The sequence below is a fragment of the Hydrogenispora ethanolica genome, assembly GCF_004340685.1.
GTDB classification, from domain to species: domain Bacteria; phylum Bacillota; class UBA4882; order UBA8346; family UBA8346; genus Hydrogenispora; species Hydrogenispora ethanolica.
On record NZ_SLUN01000010.1, the window covers coordinates 75,191 to 97,867 of the forward strand.

The 22,677-nt window shown below is 58.1% G+C and carries 17 protein-coding genes; 1 reads left to right on the plus strand and 16 read right to left on the minus strand.

Annotation, left to right across the window (positions count from 1 at the left end):
- Nucleotides 1-164: 164 nt before the first annotated feature.
- Nucleotides 165-338, plus strand: a complete 174-nt coding sequence (locus EDC14_RS26765) for a hypothetical protein (RefSeq protein ID WP_165907923.1) — start codon at nucleotides 165-167, stop codon at nucleotides 336-338.
- Nucleotides 339-431: 93 nt separating this feature from the next.
- Here the strand turns inward: EDC14_RS26765 and EDC14_RS10040 are convergent, their stop codons facing one another.
- The 16 genes from EDC14_RS10040 to EDC14_RS10115 all read right to left on the minus strand — a co-directional run bounded on the left by EDC14_RS10040 (nucleotide 432) and on the right by EDC14_RS10115 (nucleotide 22,676).
- Nucleotides 432-884 carry a hypothetical protein gene (locus EDC14_RS10040; protein ID WP_132014158.1) on the minus strand — a complete coding sequence of 151 codons (453 nt, stop codon included), beginning with the start codon at nucleotides 882-884 and terminating at the stop codon, nucleotides 432-434.
- 135 nt (nucleotides 885-1,019) lie between these two features.
- Nucleotides 1,020-3,341 carry a glycoside hydrolase family 95 protein gene (locus EDC14_RS10045; protein WP_132014159.1) on the minus strand — a complete coding sequence of 774 codons (2,322 nt, stop codon included), beginning with the start codon at nucleotides 3,339-3,341 and terminating at the stop codon, nucleotides 1,020-1,022.
- A gap of 39 nt (nucleotides 3,342-3,380) precedes the next feature.
- Entirely contained in the window at nucleotides 3,381-4,928 is a 1,548-nt protein-coding gene (locus EDC14_RS10050; protein ID WP_132014160.1) for a glycoside hydrolase family 43 protein, read from the minus strand.
- Nucleotides 4,929-5,048: 120 nt separating this feature from the next.
- The gene (locus EDC14_RS10055) at nucleotides 5,049-6,362 is read right to left on the minus strand and encodes an ABC transporter substrate-binding protein (RefSeq protein WP_132014161.1); all 1,314 of its coding nucleotides are present in this window, start codon (nucleotides 6,360-6,362) and stop codon (nucleotides 5,049-5,051) included.
- Between the two features lie 60 nt (nucleotides 6,363-6,422).
- Nucleotides 6,423-7,268 carry a carbohydrate ABC transporter permease gene (locus EDC14_RS10060; protein ID WP_132014162.1) on the minus strand — a complete coding sequence of 282 codons (846 nt, stop codon included), beginning with the start codon at nucleotides 7,266-7,268 and terminating at the stop codon, nucleotides 6,423-6,425.
- A complete protein-coding gene (locus EDC14_RS10065; protein WP_132014163.1) occupies nucleotides 7,261-8,205 on the minus strand; it encodes a carbohydrate ABC transporter permease in 945 nt (314 codons plus the stop codon). Before EDC14_RS10065 ends, EDC14_RS10060 begins: the two co-directional genes overlap by 8 nt.
- 126 nt (nucleotides 8,206-8,331) lie before the next feature.
- Complete coding sequence (locus EDC14_RS10070) at nucleotides 8,332-9,582, minus strand: response regulator (RefSeq protein WP_243662882.1); 1,251 nt, start codon at nucleotides 9,580-9,582, stop codon at nucleotides 8,332-8,334.
- Nucleotides 9,557-11,392 carry a sensor histidine kinase gene (locus tag EDC14_RS10075; RefSeq protein WP_132014165.1) on the minus strand — a complete coding sequence of 612 codons (1,836 nt, stop codon included), beginning with the start codon at nucleotides 11,390-11,392 and terminating at the stop codon, nucleotides 9,557-9,559. The genes EDC14_RS10070 and EDC14_RS10075 overlap by 26 nt, the downstream gene beginning before the upstream one ends.
- 2 nt (nucleotides 11,393-11,394) lie before the next feature.
- On the minus strand, nucleotides 11,395-12,306 hold the full coding sequence (locus tag EDC14_RS10080) for a dienelactone hydrolase family protein (RefSeq protein ID WP_132014166.1): 912 nt from the start codon (nucleotides 12,304-12,306) through the stop codon (nucleotides 11,395-11,397).
- Nucleotides 12,307-12,567: 261 nt separating this feature from the next.
- Nucleotides 12,568-12,936, minus strand: coding sequence for a hypothetical protein (locus EDC14_RS10085; protein WP_132014167.1), 369 nt, complete (start codon nucleotides 12,934-12,936; stop codon nucleotides 12,568-12,570).
- A 419-nt stretch (nucleotides 12,937-13,355) separates the two neighbouring features.
- On the minus strand, nucleotides 13,356-15,227 hold the full coding sequence (locus EDC14_RS10090; RefSeq protein ID WP_132014168.1) for a beta-N-acetylhexosaminidase: 1,872 nt from the start codon (nucleotides 15,225-15,227) through the stop codon (nucleotides 13,356-13,358).
- 182 nt (nucleotides 15,228-15,409) lie between these two features.
- A complete protein-coding gene (locus tag EDC14_RS10095; protein ID WP_132014169.1) occupies nucleotides 15,410-17,872 on the minus strand; it encodes a beta-mannosidase in 2,463 nt (820 codons plus the stop codon).
- A gap of 48 nt (nucleotides 17,873-17,920) precedes the next feature.
- A complete protein-coding gene (locus EDC14_RS10100; protein ID WP_132014170.1) occupies nucleotides 17,921-18,739 on the minus strand; it encodes a creatininase family protein in 819 nt (272 codons plus the stop codon).
- Nucleotides 18,740-18,760: 21 nt separating this feature from the next.
- Complete coding sequence (locus tag EDC14_RS10105; RefSeq protein WP_243662883.1) at nucleotides 18,761-19,744, minus strand: N-acetylglucosamine kinase; 984 nt, start codon at nucleotides 19,742-19,744, stop codon at nucleotides 18,761-18,763.
- A complete protein-coding gene (locus EDC14_RS10110) occupies nucleotides 19,744-21,045 on the minus strand; it encodes a 6-phospho-beta-glucosidase (protein ID WP_132014172.1) in 1,302 nt (433 codons plus the stop codon). Before EDC14_RS10110 ends, EDC14_RS10105 begins: the two co-directional genes overlap by 1 nt.
- A 35-nt stretch (nucleotides 21,046-21,080) precedes the next feature.
- On the minus strand, nucleotides 21,081-22,676 hold the full coding sequence (locus EDC14_RS10115) for an N-acyl-D-amino-acid deacylase family protein (RefSeq protein WP_165907924.1): 1,596 nt from the start codon (nucleotides 22,674-22,676) through the stop codon (nucleotides 21,081-21,083).
- Nucleotide 22,677 lies beyond the last annotated feature (1 nt).

Below are 22,677 nucleotides of genomic sequence, written 5' to 3' on the forward strand. Positions count from 1 at the left end.
GAAAGTCCTTTGGCCTTGTTTCATCCCGGCCGCTTTGTGTTATGATATAGTAGATGAGTTCGCGGGATTGAACCACCGGAAGAGTAGCCGGGAACCAAACGGCGGCGAACCGCCGGCGCCGGGAGAGGCGCGGCGGTTCGCCCCGAGAAGAAGGCGGGATGAGAATGGGCAAGAAAAGCAATAATTTCGAAAAGAACGGCAGCCACTTGAGCGGCTACAACGCCAAGCTGGCCGAGATGCGGGAGAAAGAGGCCAAACGCCGGGCGGATCTGCAGGCGCAGTATCTTCGGAAGATCCAACAACAGCAGCAGGAAGGGGACGGCCCCCAGCCGGAATGAGCGGGGCCGGAAAGACTCGTTTGCCGCAGATGAGAAAGGTCTTGACCCGGGGTCAGGACCTTTCTCATCGGTTGCGCCCGGTGCCGGGCGTCGTTATGCCAGCCGCTGCAGAATCTCCAAAATCCGCCGGTGATCCGCGGCGGTCTGGGTCTGGTTCAGCTTCAGATCCTGGCGGATCCGCGCTTGATATTCGGCGATCCAGTCCCTTTTGCCGTCCGGTCCGGCCGGCGTCAAAAAGAGATTCGGCCGGACCGCCTGGGGAGACTGGCTCGGGTTGAAGGTCATGATGGAATGATCCAGCAACGTGATCTGGCCGGCCTGATAAAGCTGGCTGGAGATATCGCAGAGTTCGGCGAAGGTTGCGTTCCGGATATCATGGTCCCGGGAGAGTCGCTCCCAGATGGAGTCCGGTTCATTGCCGGCCGGGGCGGCGGCTTGCACCCGGATTGCCGCGAAGCTCTCCTGCCCCGCTTCCGCTTTGGGGACGCTGCCGGACCTTCGGTAGGGGGTGGCTCCGGGGGCATCGATGGTACCGGAGACATTCATGGTGATTGCTCCTTTCGAATCGGCCATCGCCGCGCCAGTCGGGGCGATGGTTCCTTTGATAACTAACGGCTGGTTTCGACAATTTTTGGTGAATTCCTCTTGATGAGGGCAACGACATTTATTTCCCGAAATGCCTTATTTTTTGTCTTGAACCGCCGGAAAGCAAGTATAAATCTTTCCCGCCTCACATTCAAAAACGGTGATCGATCCATCCCGTTCATTCGCTGGGATCGCCCGTCCCTCACAAAGCACCTGCAGCGGTTCCGGGGTCCGAATTCGACACGGTTTGGATTCCTTCGCGGTGACCGTCGCGCTTTGCAACGCGCCATTCTCCCAGGTGATACTCACTTCGAAGCCGCCCCGGGCGCGCAACCCCTTGACAAAACCGCTTTTCCAATCCGCCGGCAGCGCCGGCAGCAACTCAATCGCTCCGGCATGGCTTTGCAGCAACATCTCGGCAATCCCCGCCGTGCCTCCGAAATTGCCGTCGATCTGAAACGGCGGATGATCGTCGAATAAATTGGGCAACGTGGAACGTCTCAATAACTCCAATAAATTTTGGCAGGCTTTTTCTCCGTCGGCCAACCGGGCCCAAAAATTGATGATCCAGGCGCGGCTCCAACCGGTATGCCCCCCGCCATGGGCCAACCGTCGCTCCAGGGTGACCCGGGCTGCCGCAGCCAATTCCGGAGTATCTCGGACGGTAATTAGATTTCCCGGATATAGCGCGAAAAGATGGGAGATATGCCGGTGGCCCGGTTCCGCTTCATCATAATCCTCGGACCACTCTTTGAGCTGGCCGTATTTGCCGATCTCCGGCTTGGGAAGCCTGGGGAGCGCGGTATTCAGCGCCCGGAGAAAATCGGCGTCATCCCGGTCCAAAATTGCCGCCGCTTGGAGGCAACAGTGGAAAAGCGAAACGATAATCTGACTGTCGATGGACGGCCCCATGCATAAACAGCCGCACTCGCCATTGGGCAGAATGTACGTATTTTCAGGGGATACGGAGGGGCAGGTAACCAGGCGGCCCGAGGGGTCTGCGATTAAGAAATCGAGGAAGAATTGGGCTGCTTCTTTCAGCGTGCCGTAGCTTCGCTCCAGGAATTGCCGGTCGCCCCCGAATTGATAATGCTCCCACAGATGCAGGCAAAGCCAGGCCGCTCCCATCGGCCAAAAAGTGGCCGGAATATAAACATCCTGTGGCGCGGTATCCGCCCAGATATCGGTATTATGATGCGCCACAAAACCGCCGCAGCCGTACATCGCTTGCGCGGTCCGGCGGCCCGGTTCCCGCATCCTTTCGAGCAGATCGAATAACGGCTGATGGCATTCGGGCAGATTACCGATCTCGGCGGGCCAATAATTCATCTCGGTATTGATGTTAATGGTAAATTTACTGTCCCACCGGGGCAGAAACTCCTGATTCCAGATTCCCTGCAGATTGGCAGGCAAGGAACCGGGCCGGCTGGAACTGATCAATAAATAGCGGCCGAATTGAAAGTATAACGCGACGAGGCCCGGATCGGATCCGCCAGCCTTCACCCTGGCCAGTCTTTCGTCGGTAGCCAGGCGCTCCAGCGCAAGGTCGGGTTCTACCGCGTTGATCTGAAGCTGCACCCGCCCGAAAAGTGCCTGATAATCTCGGAGATGCCGGGCATACAGTTCGGTGAAGGATTTTTGAGCCGCCGCAGCCAACCGCTGGATGCACGCAGCCTCCGGATCCGTCTCCCGGAAAGAGGTCGCCGCAGCCAAGATGAACAGCACCGAATCAGCCCCCGCAACCAGCAGGTTCTCTCCCAAAGTAGCGACCCGGCCGCCGGTGGGGATGGCGCGGAGGCCGGCCCGAAAATCAACCCCGCCTCCCCCGCAATTCCCCCGCATCATCAGGGTGTCAGCGTTCAACGCCGCAGTGCGGTCATAGTATCGTCCCCGTTTCAGACTGGCGCGGCAATGGATCCGGCCCGGCCGATCGGAGCTCAGACGGATAATCATGACTTGATCCGGTGCGCTGACAAAGATTTCCCGGGTATAGGTGACCCCTCCGCCGGAGTAAACGACTTGAACGACGGCCCGGTTCAGGTCGAGTTCGCGGTGGTACGATTCGACCGCCGCTTCCTGGCAATCATCATGGAAATAGAGATCACCCAGGGATTGATAAGGCCGGGCGCTTTCCGGAGTCCCCGCCAAGGTCAATGCGGCTAATCTTTCGGCTTCCCGAATCCGCCCCGCCAGGATGAGGCGGCGGATCTGCGGCAAATAGTTCAAAGCCTCGGGATTGTTCCGATCCCGCGGACCCCCGTACCAGACAGTGTCCTCGTTCAGCTGAATATGTTCCGTTTGGACCGCGCCGAAGACCATCCCGCCCAATCTGCCGTTGCCGATGGGCAAAGCCTCCTCCCAAGTCCGGGCCGGTTGTTTATACCATAAAGACAATGGCTTCGCCACGCTCGGCTCCATCGTTCATCTCCCTCTCCGTCTGCTTTTTTAAGGCTGGAGTTATTCACCGGGACAATACTCAAACCAGTCAAAATCCGCCGCGACCCGGTTGCCGTTCCCGCCGTTGGCGGCATACATCCCCACCAGTGTGCCGGTATGGTGTTTCCCGATAGTTATCCCTTCATCGCTTAAGAAAGAGGCATCGTCCACCCGCCCTACCATTTTCCAATTCTGCAGCTCATCGCGATAATAAAACTCCCGCAGCTGTCGGTCCACCGAAACTCTCAGGAAAAGCTGATTCCGCCGGATACTCTCGCTCTCCCCCAGACAACGGCGGATATTGTTCCGGTTTTCGATCAAGCGGACTTTTAAGCCGTTTTCATAGATCAGGCATAAGGCGATGAAGGAATAAAGCCCCCGATAACAGATGAGTCCCGCTTCTTCCCCGTTGCAGCCGGGATGAAACTCCAGTTTCAAGCCGGCGGAATAGCGATGGTGTTTTTCGCGGCGCAAGATGATATTGCGCGCTTCTTTGGAACCCGGCGCCGCATTGCCGGTGAGAATCCGCAAATAACCGGGGCGCTCCTTCAGTGACCACGCCGCGGGATCGGGGTTCCGCACAAACTGCCAATCGAAGCTCAACTTCACCGAGTCAAAGTCATCCCGAAACCGCTCCGCATAGCGGACCGCCGGAAGGCCGGGAACGGTTTGGATCGCACTCGGGCCCTTGCCCTCATTCACCAGTAGCCAGCCGTCTTCGGTCCACCGCACCGGATCCAAGGCCGTCTCCCGGCCCAAGGTGGTAAACCGGCCTTGATTGGGCCGGCCGCACAAGTAAACCATCCACCAGTCGCCTCCTTGCGTCTGAACCAGCTTGCCGTGGCCCGCCCTTTGAATCGGGGCGTCCGGATCGGTCTGGGTCAGCACCGGATTGTAGGGGCTGGGCTCATAAGGTCCGTAGAGATTCCGGGAGCGGGCCATGGTGACCCGGTGGCCGTACTCGGTGCCGCCCTCCGCTAGCATAAGATAGTAAAAACCGTCTTTCTTCAGAAGGTGGGGGCCCTCCGGCGACTTGCCGCCGGTCCCTTGCCAAAGCGTGACCGGTTCTCCCGCCGCCGCGCTGCAATCCCGGTTTAAACGGAGGAGCCTCCCCTGGTGTAACACCATATAATGCGTCCCGTCGTCATCCACGAAATGGGAGGGATCGATCCCGTCGACATCCACAAAGAGCGGTTTGGAATAAGGACCCTCCGGCCGGTCGGCGGTAAGGATCATTTGCCGCCGGATGATCTTGCGGCCGGCCTCGGCAATCTCCCCGTTCAGGCGCAGCGTGGCAAAGATATAAAACTTCCCGTTATGATAGGAGAGGTCTGGCGCCCAGACTCCGTGCGAATCATCGATACCGCTCAGATCCAGATAATCGTCCCGGGTGATGGCGTGGCCGATAATCTCCCAATGGACCAGATCCCGGGAATGGCTGATCACAATCGCCGGGAAATACTCAAACGTGGAATTCACCATGTAATAATCTTCACCCACCCTGACCACGGAAGGATCAGGAAAGAATCCGGTCAATACCGGATTCGTGTAAAAGGGGGCTTGTTTCATGGTCGCTTCTTCTCCCTCAAAATCGCACCAAAGAAAAACAGTAGGTTACCTGAGACGCTGAAGCTGCCCGGTAGCCTACCGTTATTTCTCCGGCCAGTTTCCGACTGGGTAATGCTGAGCTTATTTCTTCATGGCGGCGTCAAAATCGGCCTTGGCTTTCTCCAGCCGTTTCGCCCAGTCATCCAACATTTCTTTAGCGGTCAGCTTCTTGAGCATGACGGCCTGAATTTCCGGTTCAACCACGCCCGATCGGATCGTGCTATATTCCGGCAGGTAATAGGGGGCGGCGTAAAAATGGGTCCGCGCTCCGGTAAATCCGGCCACGCCCACTTTCATGTAGGGCTTCTCCTGCAGCCAGCTCTCATGGACGCAATCTTGATTGACCGGAATCTCACCCAGGATTTTCGCCCAAGCCGATGCCTGTTCCTTCGAGGCCATGAACTCCATGAACTTCCAGGCGGCGTCTTTGTTCTTGGACAGCTTGAACATTACCAGGCCGGAAGGGTTGGGCGCCGGCAAGTTCAGATAGCCTTTTTGGCTCTTGAGGAAAAACGCTTGAAACTTGGATAAATCGCTGCCAAACGCCTTCTCGTGGGAAGCCGCCGAACCCAGGTTATGAATGATCGTCGCGGCTTTCCCCGACTGGAAGGTCGCCGCCAGTTCCACCCAGTTCTTGGTGATATCGTCTTCCGGGGTGACCCCATTATAGAGGCTCAGATATTTTTCCACGAATTCAACGTGCTTGGGATCATTGACGGTACATTTGCCTTTTTTGGTGAAGAATTCGGTGATCCCCGAATAGGAGTACATCAAATACTCAATGAATAAGGCGCTCCCGTTGCCGCCCCGGATACTCAGGCCATATCTGCCATTCGTTCTATCATTCAGTCTTTTGACGCTGCTGAAAAATTCATCCCAGCTCTCCGGGATCTTGAGGCCCGCCTCTTTAAACCAGTCGCTGCGGGCCCAGACGATCCACCCCGGCCCTCCCGAGATCGGCAGGCCGTAGAGCCGGTGTTTCTTGACGTCCAGATTCTTGAGGTTATTCAGGACATCCTTGCTGTATTTACCTTTCAAGCCGGACTTCTTTAAATAGCTGTCCAAAGGCACCAGGTCGCCTTTGGCGATATAAGTGGATTCGGTAATGATATGGCCGATGTCCGGAGGAGTTCCGGCAGCCAGCGCCATGTCGAGCTTCTGGTTATAATCCTTGGCATTGCCGGGCAAACCGAGAAAATTGACCTTGATATTGGGATATTTGGCCTCAAAGGGTTTGATCACATCTTCCCGGATGACTTGCTCCCGTTCCGGCGTAATATTCACTCCCCAGTAGGAGATGGTAACCCGTTTCTCCGCGGGCTTGGCATAGACGGTAAATCCCAGCGATACCAGCAAGACCGTAGCCATCATCCAATTGATCGTTCTGCGAAACATTTTCTCTTTTCCTCCCTTTTATTTTATCAACCGCACCGGTTCTGGCGGTTTTGAGCCCCATTAGCCCTTGACAGCTCCCGATCCCAACCCGCTGATCAGATATTTCTGAACATAGGCAAACAAGATGAGCGGCGGTATCAGCGCGATCAAGCTTCCCGCGGACAATGACGCGAAGTCGATGCTGTATTCACCGATCATGTAGCGCAGCCCCACCGGAATGGTGAAATTGTTCTGGTCGGTAATGAATGAGAAAGCATGCAAGAAATCGTTCCAGCTATTGATAAAGGCAAATGAAGCGATCGCGACCATGCACGGCAGAATAACCGGCGGTATCAAGGTCGCCAGTATCCTTACCCGGGTGGCTCCGTCCACCATGGCCGCTTCATCCACTTGCACGGGGACATTATCGATAAAGCCCTTCATCAACAGGGTCTGAAACGGAATGGAACCGGCGATCGTGGTAATGATCAAGGCGTACGGCGTATTGATCAGGCCGATATTCTTAAAGATGATGAATTGCGGAATGATGATCATAACCCCCGGGATAAACTGCGTGGCCAGGATGAGCAACATGAACAGTTTCTTTCCTTTGAACTCAAAGCGGCTTAAGGCATAGGCGTTCAATAACGAAAAGAGCAGCACGAAAAGTACGGAGATCACCGCCACAAAGAGGCTGTTATTGAAGTAGGTTATAAAATGATTCTTGGTCCAGACGTACCCGTAGTTCTCCAAGGTCGGCGGATTCGGAAGGTAGCGCACCATGCCGGTCATGACGTCACCCCCCCGCTTCAACGAGGTAGCCAGGGCCCAGAGAAAAGGGGTCGCCACAAAGATCAGCAGCAGCAGCAGGGGCAGATACAATGATATTATCCGGCGGACGGACCTCTTCAGCTTGGTTTTATTCATCGATACCCCTCCCGAACTTGTTGAGACTGAGATAGAGCGCGGCAAAGAGCAACAGGATGCCGAAGATCACGACCGCCAGCGCCGAACCGTAACCGAGATTGCCCTCAACCACCGCGGTTTGCATCAGATAGATCGGCAGCGTGGTCGTGAGCCGCATCGGCCCGCCCCCTGTCAAGGTGAAGATCATATCGATCGAATTGAATTCCCAGATCGACCGCATCAGGGTCGTAAAGACAATCGCCCCTTTTAGGTAAGGCAAAGTGATATAAAAGAATTTTTTTAGCGGACTGCAGCCATCGACGGCGCAGGACTCATAGATCTCCCGCGGGATGGTCTGGAGGGCGGCCAGCAGGGTGATGGCGAAGAACGGCAACCCCCTCCATAATTCGGTGATCACGATGGCGGGAAAAACCGTGTTGGGATTCCCCAGCCAGGCCACGGTATCCTTGAGGACTCCCGTGTCTTTTAGGACGTAATTGAAGAGTCCGATATGCTGATTGAGGATTAGCAGCCAGAGCATCGTCGTGAGCACGCCGGAGACGGCCCAGGGGGCAAACACCAGGACTCGGGCAAGCCCTCGCCCCCTAAAGACCTGATTCAGCAGTAAGGCGACGGCTAAACCGAGCACCAGCTGTAAAAAGACCTCCCAGAAGACCCATTTTGCCGTAAGCAGCAAAGCCGGGTAAAAAAGGGTGTCGCCGCCGAAGATGGTTTGAAAATTTTGTAAACCGGCGAAGCCCGCCTCATACAACCGGGCATAAGAGAAGTTTTGAAGGCTCAGTTGAAATACGCTGGCTACCGGGTAAAAAATGAGGATGCCCAAGAGAATCACAGTGGGCGCGATCAGCAGGTATGGAAAATACTTTTCACTCTTACGGCCGGATGGATTGCTTGCTGCTTTCAGAGCCCGGCCCGGCTCGCTTCCCGATTGAATCATTACTACACCTCGCTAGCGAAGGACTCATGCCGTTGCCTATATTTCGATTGTACCCCGAACCGCCGCGCGATGTAATAAAGCGGATTCGACAGATTGTTTGTTATCTTTCACTCTTTCTTTACAGCGTCATGAATTCCGGAACTCGGTCGGCGTGTAGCCGGTGTATTTCTTGAAAAGCACGCTAAAATACTGGGCGTTGCTATAACCGACTTTCTCAGCCACTTCATAGGTTTTTAAATCGGTGTTCCGGATCAGTTCCTTGGCTTTTTCAACCCGGGTTTGCATCAGATACTCGCTGAGGTTGACCCGCATATACTTTTTAAAGAGCGTGCAGATATAGGTATGGGATACGTGGACTTCCTTCGCGATCTGATTCAAGGAAAGGTTCTTCTGATTGAAGTTCCGGTAGACATAATCGACGATCTTTTTGAAGACTGCCACCTGAGAACTTTCGTTATGACGAATGCTGTCAATATGGATGATGCCGCTCTTTTTGAGAATCGTTCGCATCTCTAAGGCCTGCAACGCTTCCTGATACGACAATGGAATATTCCGAGGGCCTTCATAGAGGTTGCCCACTCCAATGTCCAAAGTCATTTTCAGCCGGTTCTTGAGGCGTTGCTGAATCTCTTCCAGCGCATCGACGATACGGTCGTTGGACTCGGCATCGCTCTCCTTGCAATTGAAGATCAGCTGGAGATAAGGTCTGGCCTCAACCAGCGCTATCACCCGACCCTCTTCAGCGATGAATTCACCGCAGACGTTATAGATGGACTGAAAACTTAACTCCGGGTCCCGCTGGTCTTTCCCAGCCGCGCCGTTTTCCGGCTCGGCGACAGCGAGCGCCGCCACGCAAAATTGCCGGCCCGGAAAAGAGATGTTGAATAGGTTGGCCTCCTCTGCCAGTTGCGCTTCAGCGACCTTCCCCCGGAGCAGATCGTTCAGGAATTGACGGCGCAGCAGCAAATTGGCCCGGTCCGATCTCTCCCGCCAGTTTCGTTCCTCGATCAGTTCGGCGCGGGCTTTGATGACCGCATCCAAGATCTCTTGATTGGCGGCGTATTTCAGAATATAGCCGTTCGCTTTTAAGTGGAGCGCTTTCCTGGCGTATTCAAAATCATCGTAAGCGGTCAGAAAGATCACTTTGGCGCGGGGCAAACCCTCGTGGATCCGTTCACTCATCTCCAAACCGTCCATGAAAGGCATCCGGATATCGGTGAGCACGATATGCGGTTTATGGGTTTTCGCCAGTTCCAGTCCTTCCAGCCCATTTTCGGCGGTAGCCGCCACTTGGAAACCGTGCTCCTCCCAACGGATGTTCTTGGCGATTCCCAGCCGGATCACTTCGTCATCATCCACGATCAATACTTTCAACATGTTTTCCACTGTCCGGACATCCTCCCGCAAAAGGCAACCGCACGGTTACCTTGGTTCCTTCTCCCACAACGCTCGTGATTTGCAGCCCGTACTCCCGGCCGAAGTGCAGCTTCAGCCGCTGATTGACATTGCGTAAGCCGAAAGTGATCGGTTCGGCGGCCAGCTCCGGCACTTCCAGCGACTCGGTCAATTGGCGGAGCCGTTCCGGTTCGATTCCCACGCCGTCATCGCTGATCTCAATGACGATATCGTCGGCCCCCTGATACCCGGTGATCCGAATCAGCCCCGGATCGATCTTATTTTTGATCCCATGATAAATTGAGTTTTCCACGATCGGTTGCAACGTCAGCTTGATAATCGGACTGTTCAGGATCGTCTCGCTGACTGCGAATTGGAAATCTAAGCCCTTGCTATAGCGGATCTTCTGAATCGTCAGATAATGGTGGACATGTTCCAGCTCTTCCCGGAGCAGGATCAGCTCCTTGCCTTTGCTGATCCCGATCATAAAAAAGCGGGTGATCGCGTTCACCATGGTACTGGCTTTTTGATTTTCATTGAGATCGATGAGATGTTTGATCGAGGCCAGGGTGTTATAGAGAAAATGGGGATTGATCTGGGATTGTAGGGCCAGCAGCTCCATTTTGCGTTTCTGCTCCTGCTCCTCCCGCACCTGGCGCAGCAGATTTTTCACGCTCCCCAGCAGTTCGGAGAGGCCTTTCGCCAACACGCCGATCTCATTGCTGTCTTTAATATCGAAGCGCACCTCCAGATCGCCGTTTTGCACCTTGCGAACCTGCCGCGACAGATAACTGATGGAATTGGACATACTGCCGGCCAGAAAGGTTGCGACGACGGTCGAGATCAAGATGAGCAGCAAGATGATGAGCAATGAAATATACTTGATCTGGCCGGCTTTCTCCAAAATATCGCGCTCCGGGACAATGGCCGCAATCAGCCACTGGTTGACCGGCAGGGTGTTAAAAAACACCAGCATCTTCCGCTTCTTTACGCTGCGGATAGTGAAGCTTCCCTCGCCGCCCGCCCGTTTCCGGATCAAGGCGATCTCCGGCCGGCCGATGCCGTACTCTTCCTTGGCCTTCCGGGAGAATAAGATCCCATCCGGGCTGATCAGGGCCAGATAGCCGTTGGGGCTGACTTTGATGTTGGCTAACAGCTGATAGAAATAAGCGCTTTTCAGGTTGAGCAGCACGATGCCGTTGACGCGGGAATCGCTCCGGCCGATCAGTTTAAAAACGCTCATGACCTGTCTGGGACTGACTGTATCGAAGACCGTATCCCGGTGCCGGTTCAACCAATAATAACCGGTCGGCGATCCCTGGTATTTTTGCAGCCATTCGTCGATAGCGATGCCGGTACGCTTCGGGATGGACTCCCGCTGCAATTGAAACTCGCTGCCGTCGTTCAGCCGCGCGTAAATGGAGTCGATCATCTGAAAATAATTGAGGTAGATATCGTTGAACGTCTTGTTCAGGTTGATATAATTGACGATCCGCCGATAGCTGTCGGCGTCGGTTCCGGGGCGTTCGGCGCTCAGCTGCAGGGCGTTTTTAAAAGCCCGGTCATTTTCGATGGCGTATAATTGTCCGAAAGCCGTGGTCAATTTGTCATTGATAATCCCATTCGTCTGGAGGATGGTATCCTGCAAAAGGTAATAGGCATTCTCCCGCAACTGCCGCACCGCCGACAGATAGGAACAGAGGCCGGTTAAAAAGACCGCCAGGATGATCACGGGCAGAAAGCCGAGCAGCAACTTGGTTTTGATGGGCAGGTTGGTAAGCCGCCGGTTCATGATCAGAGCCACTGGCCGAAGAAGGCCAGGACTTCCCGGCGCATCGCCGCGGTCTCATAGTGCCCGCTGTGGCTGTAACTTCTCACCTGCCAGGCCTCAGGCCGCTGGTAATTTTGATAGACGATCCGCATCTCCCGGTCGATCTTGGCGACGCCGGCCGCCGGCGTCTGCAGGTCGGCCTGCCCGGCCAGGCTGAGATGGGGCCGCGGGGCAATCAAACCATTGATGCTTGCGGTGCTGAAATGTTTTAAGAGCCCGGGCACGTAAGAATAGACGCCGTGCCGGTCCAGGCCGCGGCTTTCGATGAGCGTCTGAAAATCGATCAGCGCGCACAGATCCACGCAGACTCGGATCCGCTCATCCAGCGCAGCCAGCCACCAGGCCATGATCCCGCCCATCGAGATCCCCACCGTGCCGATGCGGCCGCCGTCAACCTCCGGCCGGAGCGTCAGATAATCGACGGCCTTGAGGCTATCGTAAACCATCATGCCCCACAGCACCTGGCCGGACCATAACATCCCCTTGAAGATCTCGCTCTCGGTCCGGCCGCGCCGTTCGCCGAAAGCCCAGGCGTCGATACAGAGCACCGCATAGCCCCGCCCCGCCAGCTCCGCCGCGTAGACCGGCCGCTGTAGAAATTTCCTCCCGGCCAGCAATTCTTCCTTGCCGATCTCATATTCGCCGCCGTGGGCGTGATTGTACAGGACCGCCGGCAGTTTTCCGGTGATCTTTTTGGGTTTCACAAAATAGGCCGGCACCGGCTCCAGCCCGTTCAGATCGAGGACCAGCGTTTCGACAAGATACGATTCATACTCGGTTTCCTTGATGGTTTCCGCGGTAACCCCACGCTCCCGGGGCGGCAGGTCCCCCAGCAAGCTGTAGAGTTTTTGACGTTCAGCAGTCCGTTCCGCCATTCATCCCATCTCCTCGTCCGCAACCGATGATTTCCAAATATAACTATGATTCGACTTCCTTCGTCCGCTTCCTTGTTTTACCGGGGTTCAAAGATCGAGTTACAAAAACAACGGTCAAACATGGTTCCCCTTTCTTCCACTTCCTTGATCCGCTTCCTTTAAAGAGAGGGGAAAGGCACTCCGGCGACTACTGGCTCCCAGGTGGCTCAAGGGGTGAGTTCGCTGGCCCAAAAAACGACCCATAATCATCAGCTCGCTCAGTCACTCAGCAAGCTCTTTTTGTGGATGAGCAAGCTCGCTCAGTCGCTCAGCAAGCTCTTTTTGTGGATGAGCAAGCTCGCTCAGTCGCTCAGCAAGCTCTTTTTGTGAATAAGCAAGCTTGCTCAGTCGCTCAGCAAGCTCTTTTTGTGGATAAGCAAGCTCGCTCGGTCGCTCAGCAAGCTCTTTTTGTGGATGAGCGAGCTCGCTCAGTCGCTCGGCAAGCTCTTTTTGTGGATGAGCAAGCTTGCTCAGTCGCTCAACAAGCTCTTTTTGTGAATAAGCAAGCTTGCTCAGTCGCTCAGCAAGCTCTTTTTGTGGATAAGCGAGCTTGCTCAGTCGCTCAACAAGCTCTTTTTGTGGATAAGCCAACAAAGTTGAAGGATGAAAATGTCGAAGTGCGACCCCTTGCCCCTTAAAGGGGAAAGCACAAGGCTTTGAAGTGGATCAAACATTGTTTTATCTGCGCCGAAGCATGGTGGTTATTCTTTTAAAGGACGAAAGGATCATGATGGCTGCATGGCGGCCCGGATCCGGAATGGAGGGCGGGGACCCCGGACCGGTCGAAGCCTGGGGCGGCTGGACGGAATGCCGGAGCATCATTCCGGAGCAATAAAAACCCGGCGGAAGGTCCGAAAACCGCTCCGTCGGGTTTTAAAAAGGGGGGTGAAAGTGAAAAAGTTTGGGTTTCTATCTGATCATAACGTTCCCACAGCCATTTAGTTTCAACGCCGGAAAAATTTTTTCTTTTTGAGCAGGGATCATTGTAAACCGGCTCACCGCTGCGGCCTTCAAACCTTACCGCCGCGCAGCACCCGGCAGACTCCGGCCAAAAACTCGCGGATCCGGTACAGCTCGCTCTCCTTGTTCCGGGCGCGCCAGAGTTCGGCGTACTCGCCGAACCAGTTTTCGAAAGCGGCCGCCAGTGCGCCGGGGCTGAGAATCGCTTGCTCCGGCGGACGGCCCTCTTCCGCGCTCTTGATCCAGATTCCGAGGGCCTGGAAGAGGGCGGTGCCGCGCGCCGCCATCTGCAACTCCCGCAAGTCGAGCTGCCGTTCATCCGGCACCCGGCCCGTCAGAGCGGCGATCCGCTCGGCTCCTCGCTGTGCCGCGGCGTATCCTTCGGCCAAAGCCCGCTCGGTCCATCCGGCGATGGTTTGGCGCAACATCGCCTCTCCCCAGGTCTGGCCGCACCGCCTTTCATACCAGAGGTCAATGTCGCACCAGGTCACAGGGGCTTTCCGGGAGATGTCGTCCAGGATCTCCAACAGTTGCCCGGTGGCGTCGCCGAACTCGATCCGGGCGATGGCCGCTCCCAACTCCGGCTGGGTCCCCGGCTCCGCCGGATTCCAGGAGAAGGCCGCCCCGTAGATCATCCCGGGGATCGACGCCGCCAGCGGCTGGATATGGCCGTGGTCGCCCCAGTCGGTATTCAGCACGCCCAGAGCCTGGTATTCCCGGCCGTAGCCGGCCATTTTGGCGATGTTGCGGAACGACCCTTCCAGATTGGCGATGAGCCGGTCCCAGGCGTCGACCGCGGGGCAGACATACTGCGGGATGCGGTGGGCGGCGAAGGTCCGGGTCCCCTCGGGAGTGGCCTCGGCGCTGTAGTTCCAGTTCAGGGCGACCACCTCCGGCGGGAGCTCCGGCAACAATTCGGCATGATTCAGAATGATGTCGCCCCAGAACAGGACCTGCTTGCCGTAGGACTGGACGTGGGCGATGATCTGCTTCAGGAAATCGACATACAGCCGGCCCTTGCCGACTTTTGCGGCCAGCTCCCGATTCTTGCCCTCGCCGAGGTCAAAGGTCTCATCGCAGCAGATGTTGAATTTGTCGGAAGTGAACAAGGGCAGGAACTCGTCGATCATCCCTTTGACGAAGGCGATGCTGCCGGGGTTGGAGACATCGAGCGTATGATGGTGCTGGCGGTCGATCCAGGAGTAGTCCCGTCCATCCCCGGGCAGTTCATTGAGTTCTGCGAAGGATTGGGTCCGCAACACCTGGTAGAGATGGCCGAAGGTCGACAGGCACGGCACCAGTTCGATATGGCGCTCCCGGCAATAGGCGTCCAAACGCAGGATCTCCTCGGCGGTGAGCGGATCCTGCCCCATCCAGACCTCGGACTGGCTCCCGAAAGCGAAGCTATGCTCGATATACAGCTGGAGCTGGTTCAGTTTATAAAAGGCCATCCGGTCCGCCAGCTCTTTCAGGGTGGCCAGGGTCGGCACTTTGCCGCGGGTTACGTCGTGCATGAAGCCCCGGTAACGAAAAGCCGGGTAATCGGCGATCTTCCGGCAGGCCAGCTCTCCGCCCTCGAGCCGGAAGAGCTGCCGCAGGGTTTGGACTCCGTAAAAGAGTCCCGCCGCGTCCGCCCCGGCGATGAGCACCGCCGCCGGTTCGATGGAGAGCGTGTAGGATTCCGGCGGCCCGCCCGCCATGGTCAACACGATGCCGTACGGTTCGGTCCGGCCCGTAAAGGCCCGGCCGAGCGCCGGCCGGATCCCGGACGCCGCGGCCGCCTCGCGCTGGAGCGTCAGCGCGGTCTCCAACAGGCCGGCGGGGTAAGCGGCATCCAAAAGGATCCGCATCTCCGGCCGGAGCTGAAACCGGCCGGTCATTTCGGTCATGCTTTGAGGATTCGGAAGAAGCCTCCCGCTCATACCATCCCATCCCTTCTAATGCGGCTGTTTCCACTGAATCTATATTTCTAGAAGCGTTGTGATAAAGTCCTCAAATTCGGAAATCACTCTTTCAATTCAATGGACTAAAAAACGACTCTACACTTGCTTCTCTGAGCTTTTGTGTTCACCCCGACCTTCGGACGGGGTTTATCACAACGCTTCTAGGCAATCTCGAACAAGCTGCGGACCTTCAGTCCCTCCCGCAACTCGGCCAGACCGGTCCCAGCGGGCAGACTGGCCCGGTCGATGACGATGCGCCGCGTTTCGCCCGGCCAGAGGTCGAAGTAATTGTCGCTGAAGCGGCAGTCGAACGCCGCGCTGTCCAGCTCGACGTACTTGGCGAGCGACTCCGCCCGGAGCCGGCAGACATATTGGCCGTCCGTCGCTTCGACCTCCCACTGGATCCGGGGATCTTGGAGCTCGAAGTGTTTGGGCTTGACAAACAATACCGTCCCCGCCCCCACGGGAGTCCCGTCCACGGTGAGGGAATAGGCCAGATAGACATTCATCCGGGTCGCCTGGTCGGGCAGCGCCTGTTCGAAATCCAACTGCAGGCAGCATTCGGCCCGGAGCGGCGCCACCGCTACGTCGATCCCGCCCTCGGCCAGTACGGCGCCGGAGCCGTTGTGTAGCAGCTTCCAGTCCAACCGGCCCCGGATCGCGGCCAAGCTGTCGTTGTTGACATAGAGGTCGGCCTTGGAGCCGGTTTCGCAGGCCGAGGCCAGGATCGGCGCATAGAACCGTTTCGCGAAGTAGTGCAAGGCCTTCCAACGGCCGTAATAGTCGATGCTGGCCCAGGAGGCCACCGGCCAGCAATCGTTGAGCTGCCAGTAGATCGTCCCCATGCAGCGGCCCCGGTTCCGCCGCCAGTGCTCGACGCCGTATTTCATGGCCTCGCCCTGCAGCACCTGAGAGGCGTAGAGCAGGGAGTCGAGATCCTTGGGGTATTTGAAATTGTCCGCGATATGGTAGAGAATCTTGCCGTTGGCCGCCGGATTCTTCTGGTGCTTCTCCATGACATAGGAGAAGATGTTGCGATCCTGCGGCAGGGTGAAAGATTCCACCGTCTTCAGGCAGGGAAAGGACTGGAACCCGAACTCCGACGTGAACCGGAAGTAAAAGTCGCGATAGGCGGTGAAGGGTTTCAGGCCGTGCCAGACATCCCAGTAATGGACGTCGCCCCGGTTTTCGTCGTTAGGATCGTCGAACCAGCCGCCCGAAGAGGGGGAAGACGGCCAATACGAAGTGTTCGGATCCTCGGCCGCGGCCACTTCCGGCAGCAGCTCCTCGAATTGTTTCACATAGTCGTGTTTCTGCTTGGCCGGTTTGTCCTTGAATTTGCCGGTCCAGAACCATTCCAGCTCGTTGTTGCCGCACCACATTCCCAAACAGGCATGATGCCGGATGCGCCGGATGTTGTCCGTGACTTCCCTGCGGATGCTCTCGGCAAACTCCGGGGTCACCTGGTACATCGCGCAGGCGAACATCAGATCGTGCCAGACGATGAGGCCGTACTGGTCGCAGCAGTCGAAGAACTCGTCGGCCGGATAGACGCCGCCGCCCCAGATCCGGATGCAGTTGAAATTGGCCGCCACGCAATCCCGGATCAGTTGCTCGGTCCGTTGCAGGGTACAACGCGCCAGCAGGTTATCCTCGGGGATGTAGTTGGCGCCCATGGCGAAGATGGAGACCCCGTTCACCTCGAACTCGAAAGTCTCGCCCCACCGGTCGGCGGCGCGCTTCAGCCGCAGGGTCCGCAGGCCGATCCGGCAATGCCGTTCGTCAAGCACCGCGCCTTCCTGCCACAACACCACCTCCACTCCGTAGAGCGGCTGCTCGCCGTAGCCGTTGGGCCACCATTTCCGGGGATCGGCGACGGCCAGCCGCAGATGGTTCTCGTCGTCCGCCGCATCCATTGCGACGCTGGTGCGTTCGCCGGTGGGCGCGATCAGATGGACGCCGATCCGGCAAGGCGCGGCGCTCCATTTTCGCAACCGGACCCGGATGTCGAGGAAGACTCCATCGTCCCCATGGTCCTGGGTGATATAGACGTCCTCAATGCGGGCGTCACGGTAGGCGCAGAGGCTCAGCGGACGCCAGATTCCGGCGTCGGGGATCTGCGGGCCCCAGTCCCAACCGAACATGTAATGGGCTTTCCGGAGATAAGGATAGCCGGCCATCGAGCCGGTGGCGTGATACAGCGGCTGCTCCCGGTCCTTCTCCTCGATGTAGCGGAGCGGCGAGCGGACGGTGACGCGAATGACATTGGTCCAAAGCTTCAAAAGGCTCTTCACATCCAGTTCGTAACGGCGGAACATATTGTCGGTGGCCGCCAGATAGCGGTCGTTCACCGTGATTTCGGTGAAGGTGTCCAGCCCCTCGCAGACCAGGAAGACCTTGTCGCTGTCCAGGACGGCCCGGTCCACCTCGAACTCCCGTTCATATTCATAGTCATAGGCCGCGATCTCCTTGGCCTGGTCCTCATTGTCGCGGTAAAACGGATCGGCGATCCGGCCCGCCGTGAGCAAGTCGTTGAAGACCGATCCCGGTACCGTGGCGGCCAACCATTCCGGTTGGCCGGTGCGGCGCATCCGCCAGGCGCCGTTCAATTGCAGCTTCATCATTTATAAAGCCTCCCGCAGCCTTGCCGGCTGTTGTCGTTATCGCCGAACTCAGCGGCTCTGCTCGAAAAACTCCCTGAGAAGCTCCTGAGCCACGCCGTCTTCCTTAATGATTCTGATTTTTTGGGCGGTCTCCTCCACCAGCAGCTCCAGCAATGCGTTCCCTTTTTCAGCCGAGGCCGCCGCAGGGTCGCCCGCGAAGTGCGTCGGGTGATCGGCATACCACCAGATGCCCGTATAGATATTCTTCAAACCGGTCGCCGGATCCTTGAAATGATCCAGCCGCCCCCGGCTCCCGCTCTCTTCCCGCGCGACCCGGTCCATGGCCACCAGCTCCGGCCGCAAAGCCATCATCAGCGCCGTTTCATAGTTCCCCGCGTGGTCGCCCAGATCGTCGGAGCCCAGAATCGCCTGCTTGCGGCGGGCCAGCTCCGGGCCGTCCGCCATCAGATTGATGCCGTAGACCGCGTACTGGGGGTCCCGTTGCCGCTGCAAGGTGCTCTGGATGAAATAATTGAGAAAATGGCTGTTCCCGCCATGCGCGTTCAGCAGAATGATTTTAGGAAAGCCGTTCCGGGCGATCTCATCCAGCACGTTCTCCAGCAACCGGAACATCAAGGAATGGTCGATGGAAATGGTTCCCGGCACATGCCGGGCCTCGGCGATCTGCCCGAAATAATAAGGCGGGAAAACTACCGCCGGCTCCCGGGCGGCGGCCGCGATCGTCACTCCCCGCCCGATGAAGAGATCGGTCCCCAGCGGGAGATGCCCCCCATGCTTTTCGATGACCCCCAGCGGCACGATACAGGTCCCCGCCGTCGCCAGGCGGGCCGCTTCCAACTGATCCGCGCGCAAATCCTCCCACAACATCGGCTTCACTCCTTCTTCCGGTTATAATTGAGCCACCACTTTGTCATACAAGGCATTATCCCGCCTTACCTCTTGCAAAGCCCAAACCACCGCCCCGGCCACCGGAGACTGGTTCAGTACGATAAAATTCAGTACACGGCCGGGTTGGGCGGCGCGCACCTCGCGCTGGAGCCGGTTCAAGGCCGCCGGATTTTCCCCCTTGACAGCGATCGAGCCGGCCAATACGATCTCCAGCGGCTGATCCGGGGCGAAAGCCAGCTCCCGGACGACCCCGTTGACCGAGGCGGCGATCTCCGTTCCCATGGTTTCGAGGATCGCCAGGGCCACCCTATCCCCGTAATTGGCGGCCTGGAATATTACAGGCGCCAGATCCGCCAGGCGCAATCCCCCATATTCCAGCTTTTCCCGCAGACAGTCGATGAGATCGAACTTGGAGCGGATCCCCAACCGTTGCCACAAAAGATCGGTGATCCGGGTGGCCGGACCGCCGCGAAAGAGAAAGTTATACGCCGCCTGGGTGGCACGGCTGCCCAAGTAGCCGCCGCCGCCCGGTTCGCCGGTGATCTCGCCCTGCCCGTTCAGCTGCAGCATCCGCCCGGCCGGATCGATGCCGCAAACCGAGCAGCCGGTGCCGTTGATCACTCCGATTCCCATGCCGCTCCGGCTGCCGGCCTTCACCCCGAGATAGGCGTCGTTGCAAAGGATAAAACGGCTGAACCCGATATTCCGGAGGATCTGGGCGATCTTTTCCCGCTGAAAGCGGGCGTCGACCCCCGAGAGCCCGAAAACGCTGGCGGCCAGATCGGCGATGGCCAGCTGATTGCGGCCCAGGATCTCCCGGACCAGCTCGCGCAGTTTCTCCTCCAGCTCGTTGAAAGAGCCGGCCAGTCGCTCGTGGTTGGTGGGGCCGAACGGCAGGAAGTCGATCCGCTCCCCGTCGGTGTCAAACAAAGCGCAATGGGTTTTGGTCGTCCCGCCGTCGACGCCGAGCACAAACCGGGCCATCACTCGGCCCGCTCCGGGAAGAATTGCGGCAGGAACTCCCGGTTCGCCTCCAGCATCGCGTCGAGCACGCCCTTGGCCTTGAAATAATCGCCGATCAGCGGGTGAACCAGCAGCGCCGCCAGCGCCGCCTGATAGTCGCCGTGGACGGCGGCCCGGGCGGCCAGCTTCTCATAGGCTTTGACGGTCCGCATCAGGCCGATGATGAAAGGATTGTCAAACCCTTCAAGCTTCACCGGAGTCGCGCCGTCTTTGTTGATCCGGCATTTCACTTCGACCACATCATCCGGGTCCATGAAGGCATAGGCGCCCTGATTCCGGACATCCACCACATGAACCTCGTTCTTGTCGTTCTCGATGGCGTTGATGATCGAGACCGCGGCCTCCGAATAGAGGGCTCCGCCTCTTTTGGCCAGCTCCGGCGGACACTCTTTCAGATCGGGGGACTGGTACTTCCGAAGCAGCTCCGCCTCGATCTCCTGGCAGATCTCGCCGCGGGTCTTCACAGCCTGCTGGCACTTTTTCACCTGCTCATCCCGGAAATAGTAATAGTTCAGGTAGGAGATGGGGATGCCCCCGGTCGCCTGCAATAAGGCGGCATCGTATTTCATTTGGGGGATATTTTGCAGTCCTTTGACATTCAGGCCGCTTCGGAGCCGCTCCTGCAAGACGTCCCGCCCGTCGGCGTAGACCGCGGTGATCCAGCATAAATGGTTCAATCCCACGAAATCGTAGTCAAAATGCGCGGTCCCCTCGGGCAGCAGCGCCTGGACCTCCCGCACCATATTGATGGGTCCGTTGCAGAGTCCGATCAGCTTGCCGCCGATGGTGTTGAGGACCGCTTCGGCCACCAACCCCGACGGATTGGAGAAATTGATCAGCCAGGCCCGGGGCGCCAGGCGCTTCATCCGGGCGGCGATGTCCATGATGGCCGGAATGGTCCGCAGGGCCTTCATCATGCCGCCGGCCCCGGTGGTCTCCTGGCCCAGCAGCCCGAATTGCAACGGAAGCTTCTCGTCGCGGATCCGGGCGTCCAGTTTTCCGACCCGGATCTGGGCGATGACGTAATCGGCATCGGCGATGGCCTCATCGAGGCTTGCGGTGAGAACCACCCGTGCACCATCGTTCGAAGCGGCCAGCATCCGTTGGACCAGGCCCGCCACGATCGTCAGCTTCTCCCGGTCGATATCCATCAAGTAAAAGGCGGCTGCTTGAAGCTCCGCGCGCCGCACGATAAAGCCGTTGATCAATTCCGGCGTGTAGGTGCTGCCGGCGCCAATCACGGCGATTTTTAACTGTCGCATTCAACATCGCTCCAACCTGCCCTCGGCAGTTTTTTTTACCGGCCCGTCAACAAACGGCCGTTTCGGGCCCCGGTCAGTGTTCCGGACTGATTGGCGATGGCCCCGCCGACCAACACCCATTCGATGCCCGCCGGAAATTGCTCCGGCCGGGTATAGGTGGCCCGGTCCTGAATGGCCGCAGGATCAAAGACGGTGATATCCGCGGCATAGCCCGGCTCCAACCGGCCCACCGACCGCAAACCCAGCCGTTCTGCCGGCAGCGCGGTCACCTTGCGGACCGCTTCTTCCAGCGTCAATACCTTTTGCTCCCGCACGTATTTGGCGAAGACTCTGGGGAAGGTGCCGTACAGCCGCGGGTGCGGCAATCCGCCCGCCGAATACAGGGAATCCGAGATGATGAAGGAATACGGCAGCTTCATGATGCGGATCATATCGTCCTCCGCCATGTGGAAAAAGACGATCGCCACGTTGCCGTCTTCCTCCGCCAAGAGATCGAGGGCGGCCGCGGCCGGTTCCGTCCCGCGAATCAAGGCGATCTCCGCGATGCTCTTCCCGACCAGCGACTGATTGGCGGCGCTCCCGACCGAACTCACCACCACGCTCTCCCAACCGGTGGAGTAGACCAGGTTATCCCAGTCGACAGCTTCATGATTCAACTCCGCCAGGATGCGGCGGCGTTCCGCCGGATCCCCCGCCCGTCGAATGGCCCGAGCGACCCCGCCCTCCAAGGCCCAGGGCGGCAGCAGGCTGGTCAGCGTCGAGGAGCCGGCGGTATAGGGATAAACGTCGCAGGTCACATCCGATCCCCGGCCGCGGGCCTCTTCCAGCAGGCCGATGGCGGCCGCGCAGGTTGCCCCCCAGTTATTCTTGCCGGCGGCTTTCAAATGGCTGATATGCAGGGCCACTTCCGCCTGCCCGGCGATGTCCAGCACTTCCCGGATGGACCGCAGCAGGCTGTTTCCCTCGCCGCGCATATGCGCCACCAATAGGGCGCGATGTTTCTTCAGCACACTGCAGATCTCCACCAGCTCGGAAAGGCTGTAATAATTCTCCGGCACATACATCAGCCCGATCGAAAGTCCGAGGGCGCCGGCGCTCAATGCCTCGTCCAACAGCGCTTTAACCTTCTCCAGCTCCGGACGGGTCAGGGGGCCGGCCGCAAACCCTTTCACCGCGATCCGGAGCGCGCCGTTGCCCACATAGCCGCCGACGTGGTGCCCGAACCGCTGGGTTTGCAGTACCGCCAGGTATTCGCCATAGCTCCGCCAGGTCCACTCGCCGGCCAGCCGGCCCATAATCGGTTCGCTGTAGCTTTGCAACAGCGGCAATCGCTCCGGCTCGACGGGCGCCGCCGAAAAGCCGCAGTTCCCGAAGATTTCCGTCGTGACCCCTTGCTGAAGCTTGATGGCGCCCGCCGGGTCATTCAATACTTTTAAATCGGCATGGCTGTGCAGATCGATAAATCCGGGCGCGATGACCTTTCCGGTGGCATCCAATACGATCCGGGCCGGGGCCGCGAGCTCCCTTTCCAGCCGCGCGATTTTGCCGTCGCGGATTCCGATATCCCCGCGCCAGGCGGGTCCGCCGCCGCTGTCCACGATGAGGCCGTCACGAATCAGTACGTCCAGCATG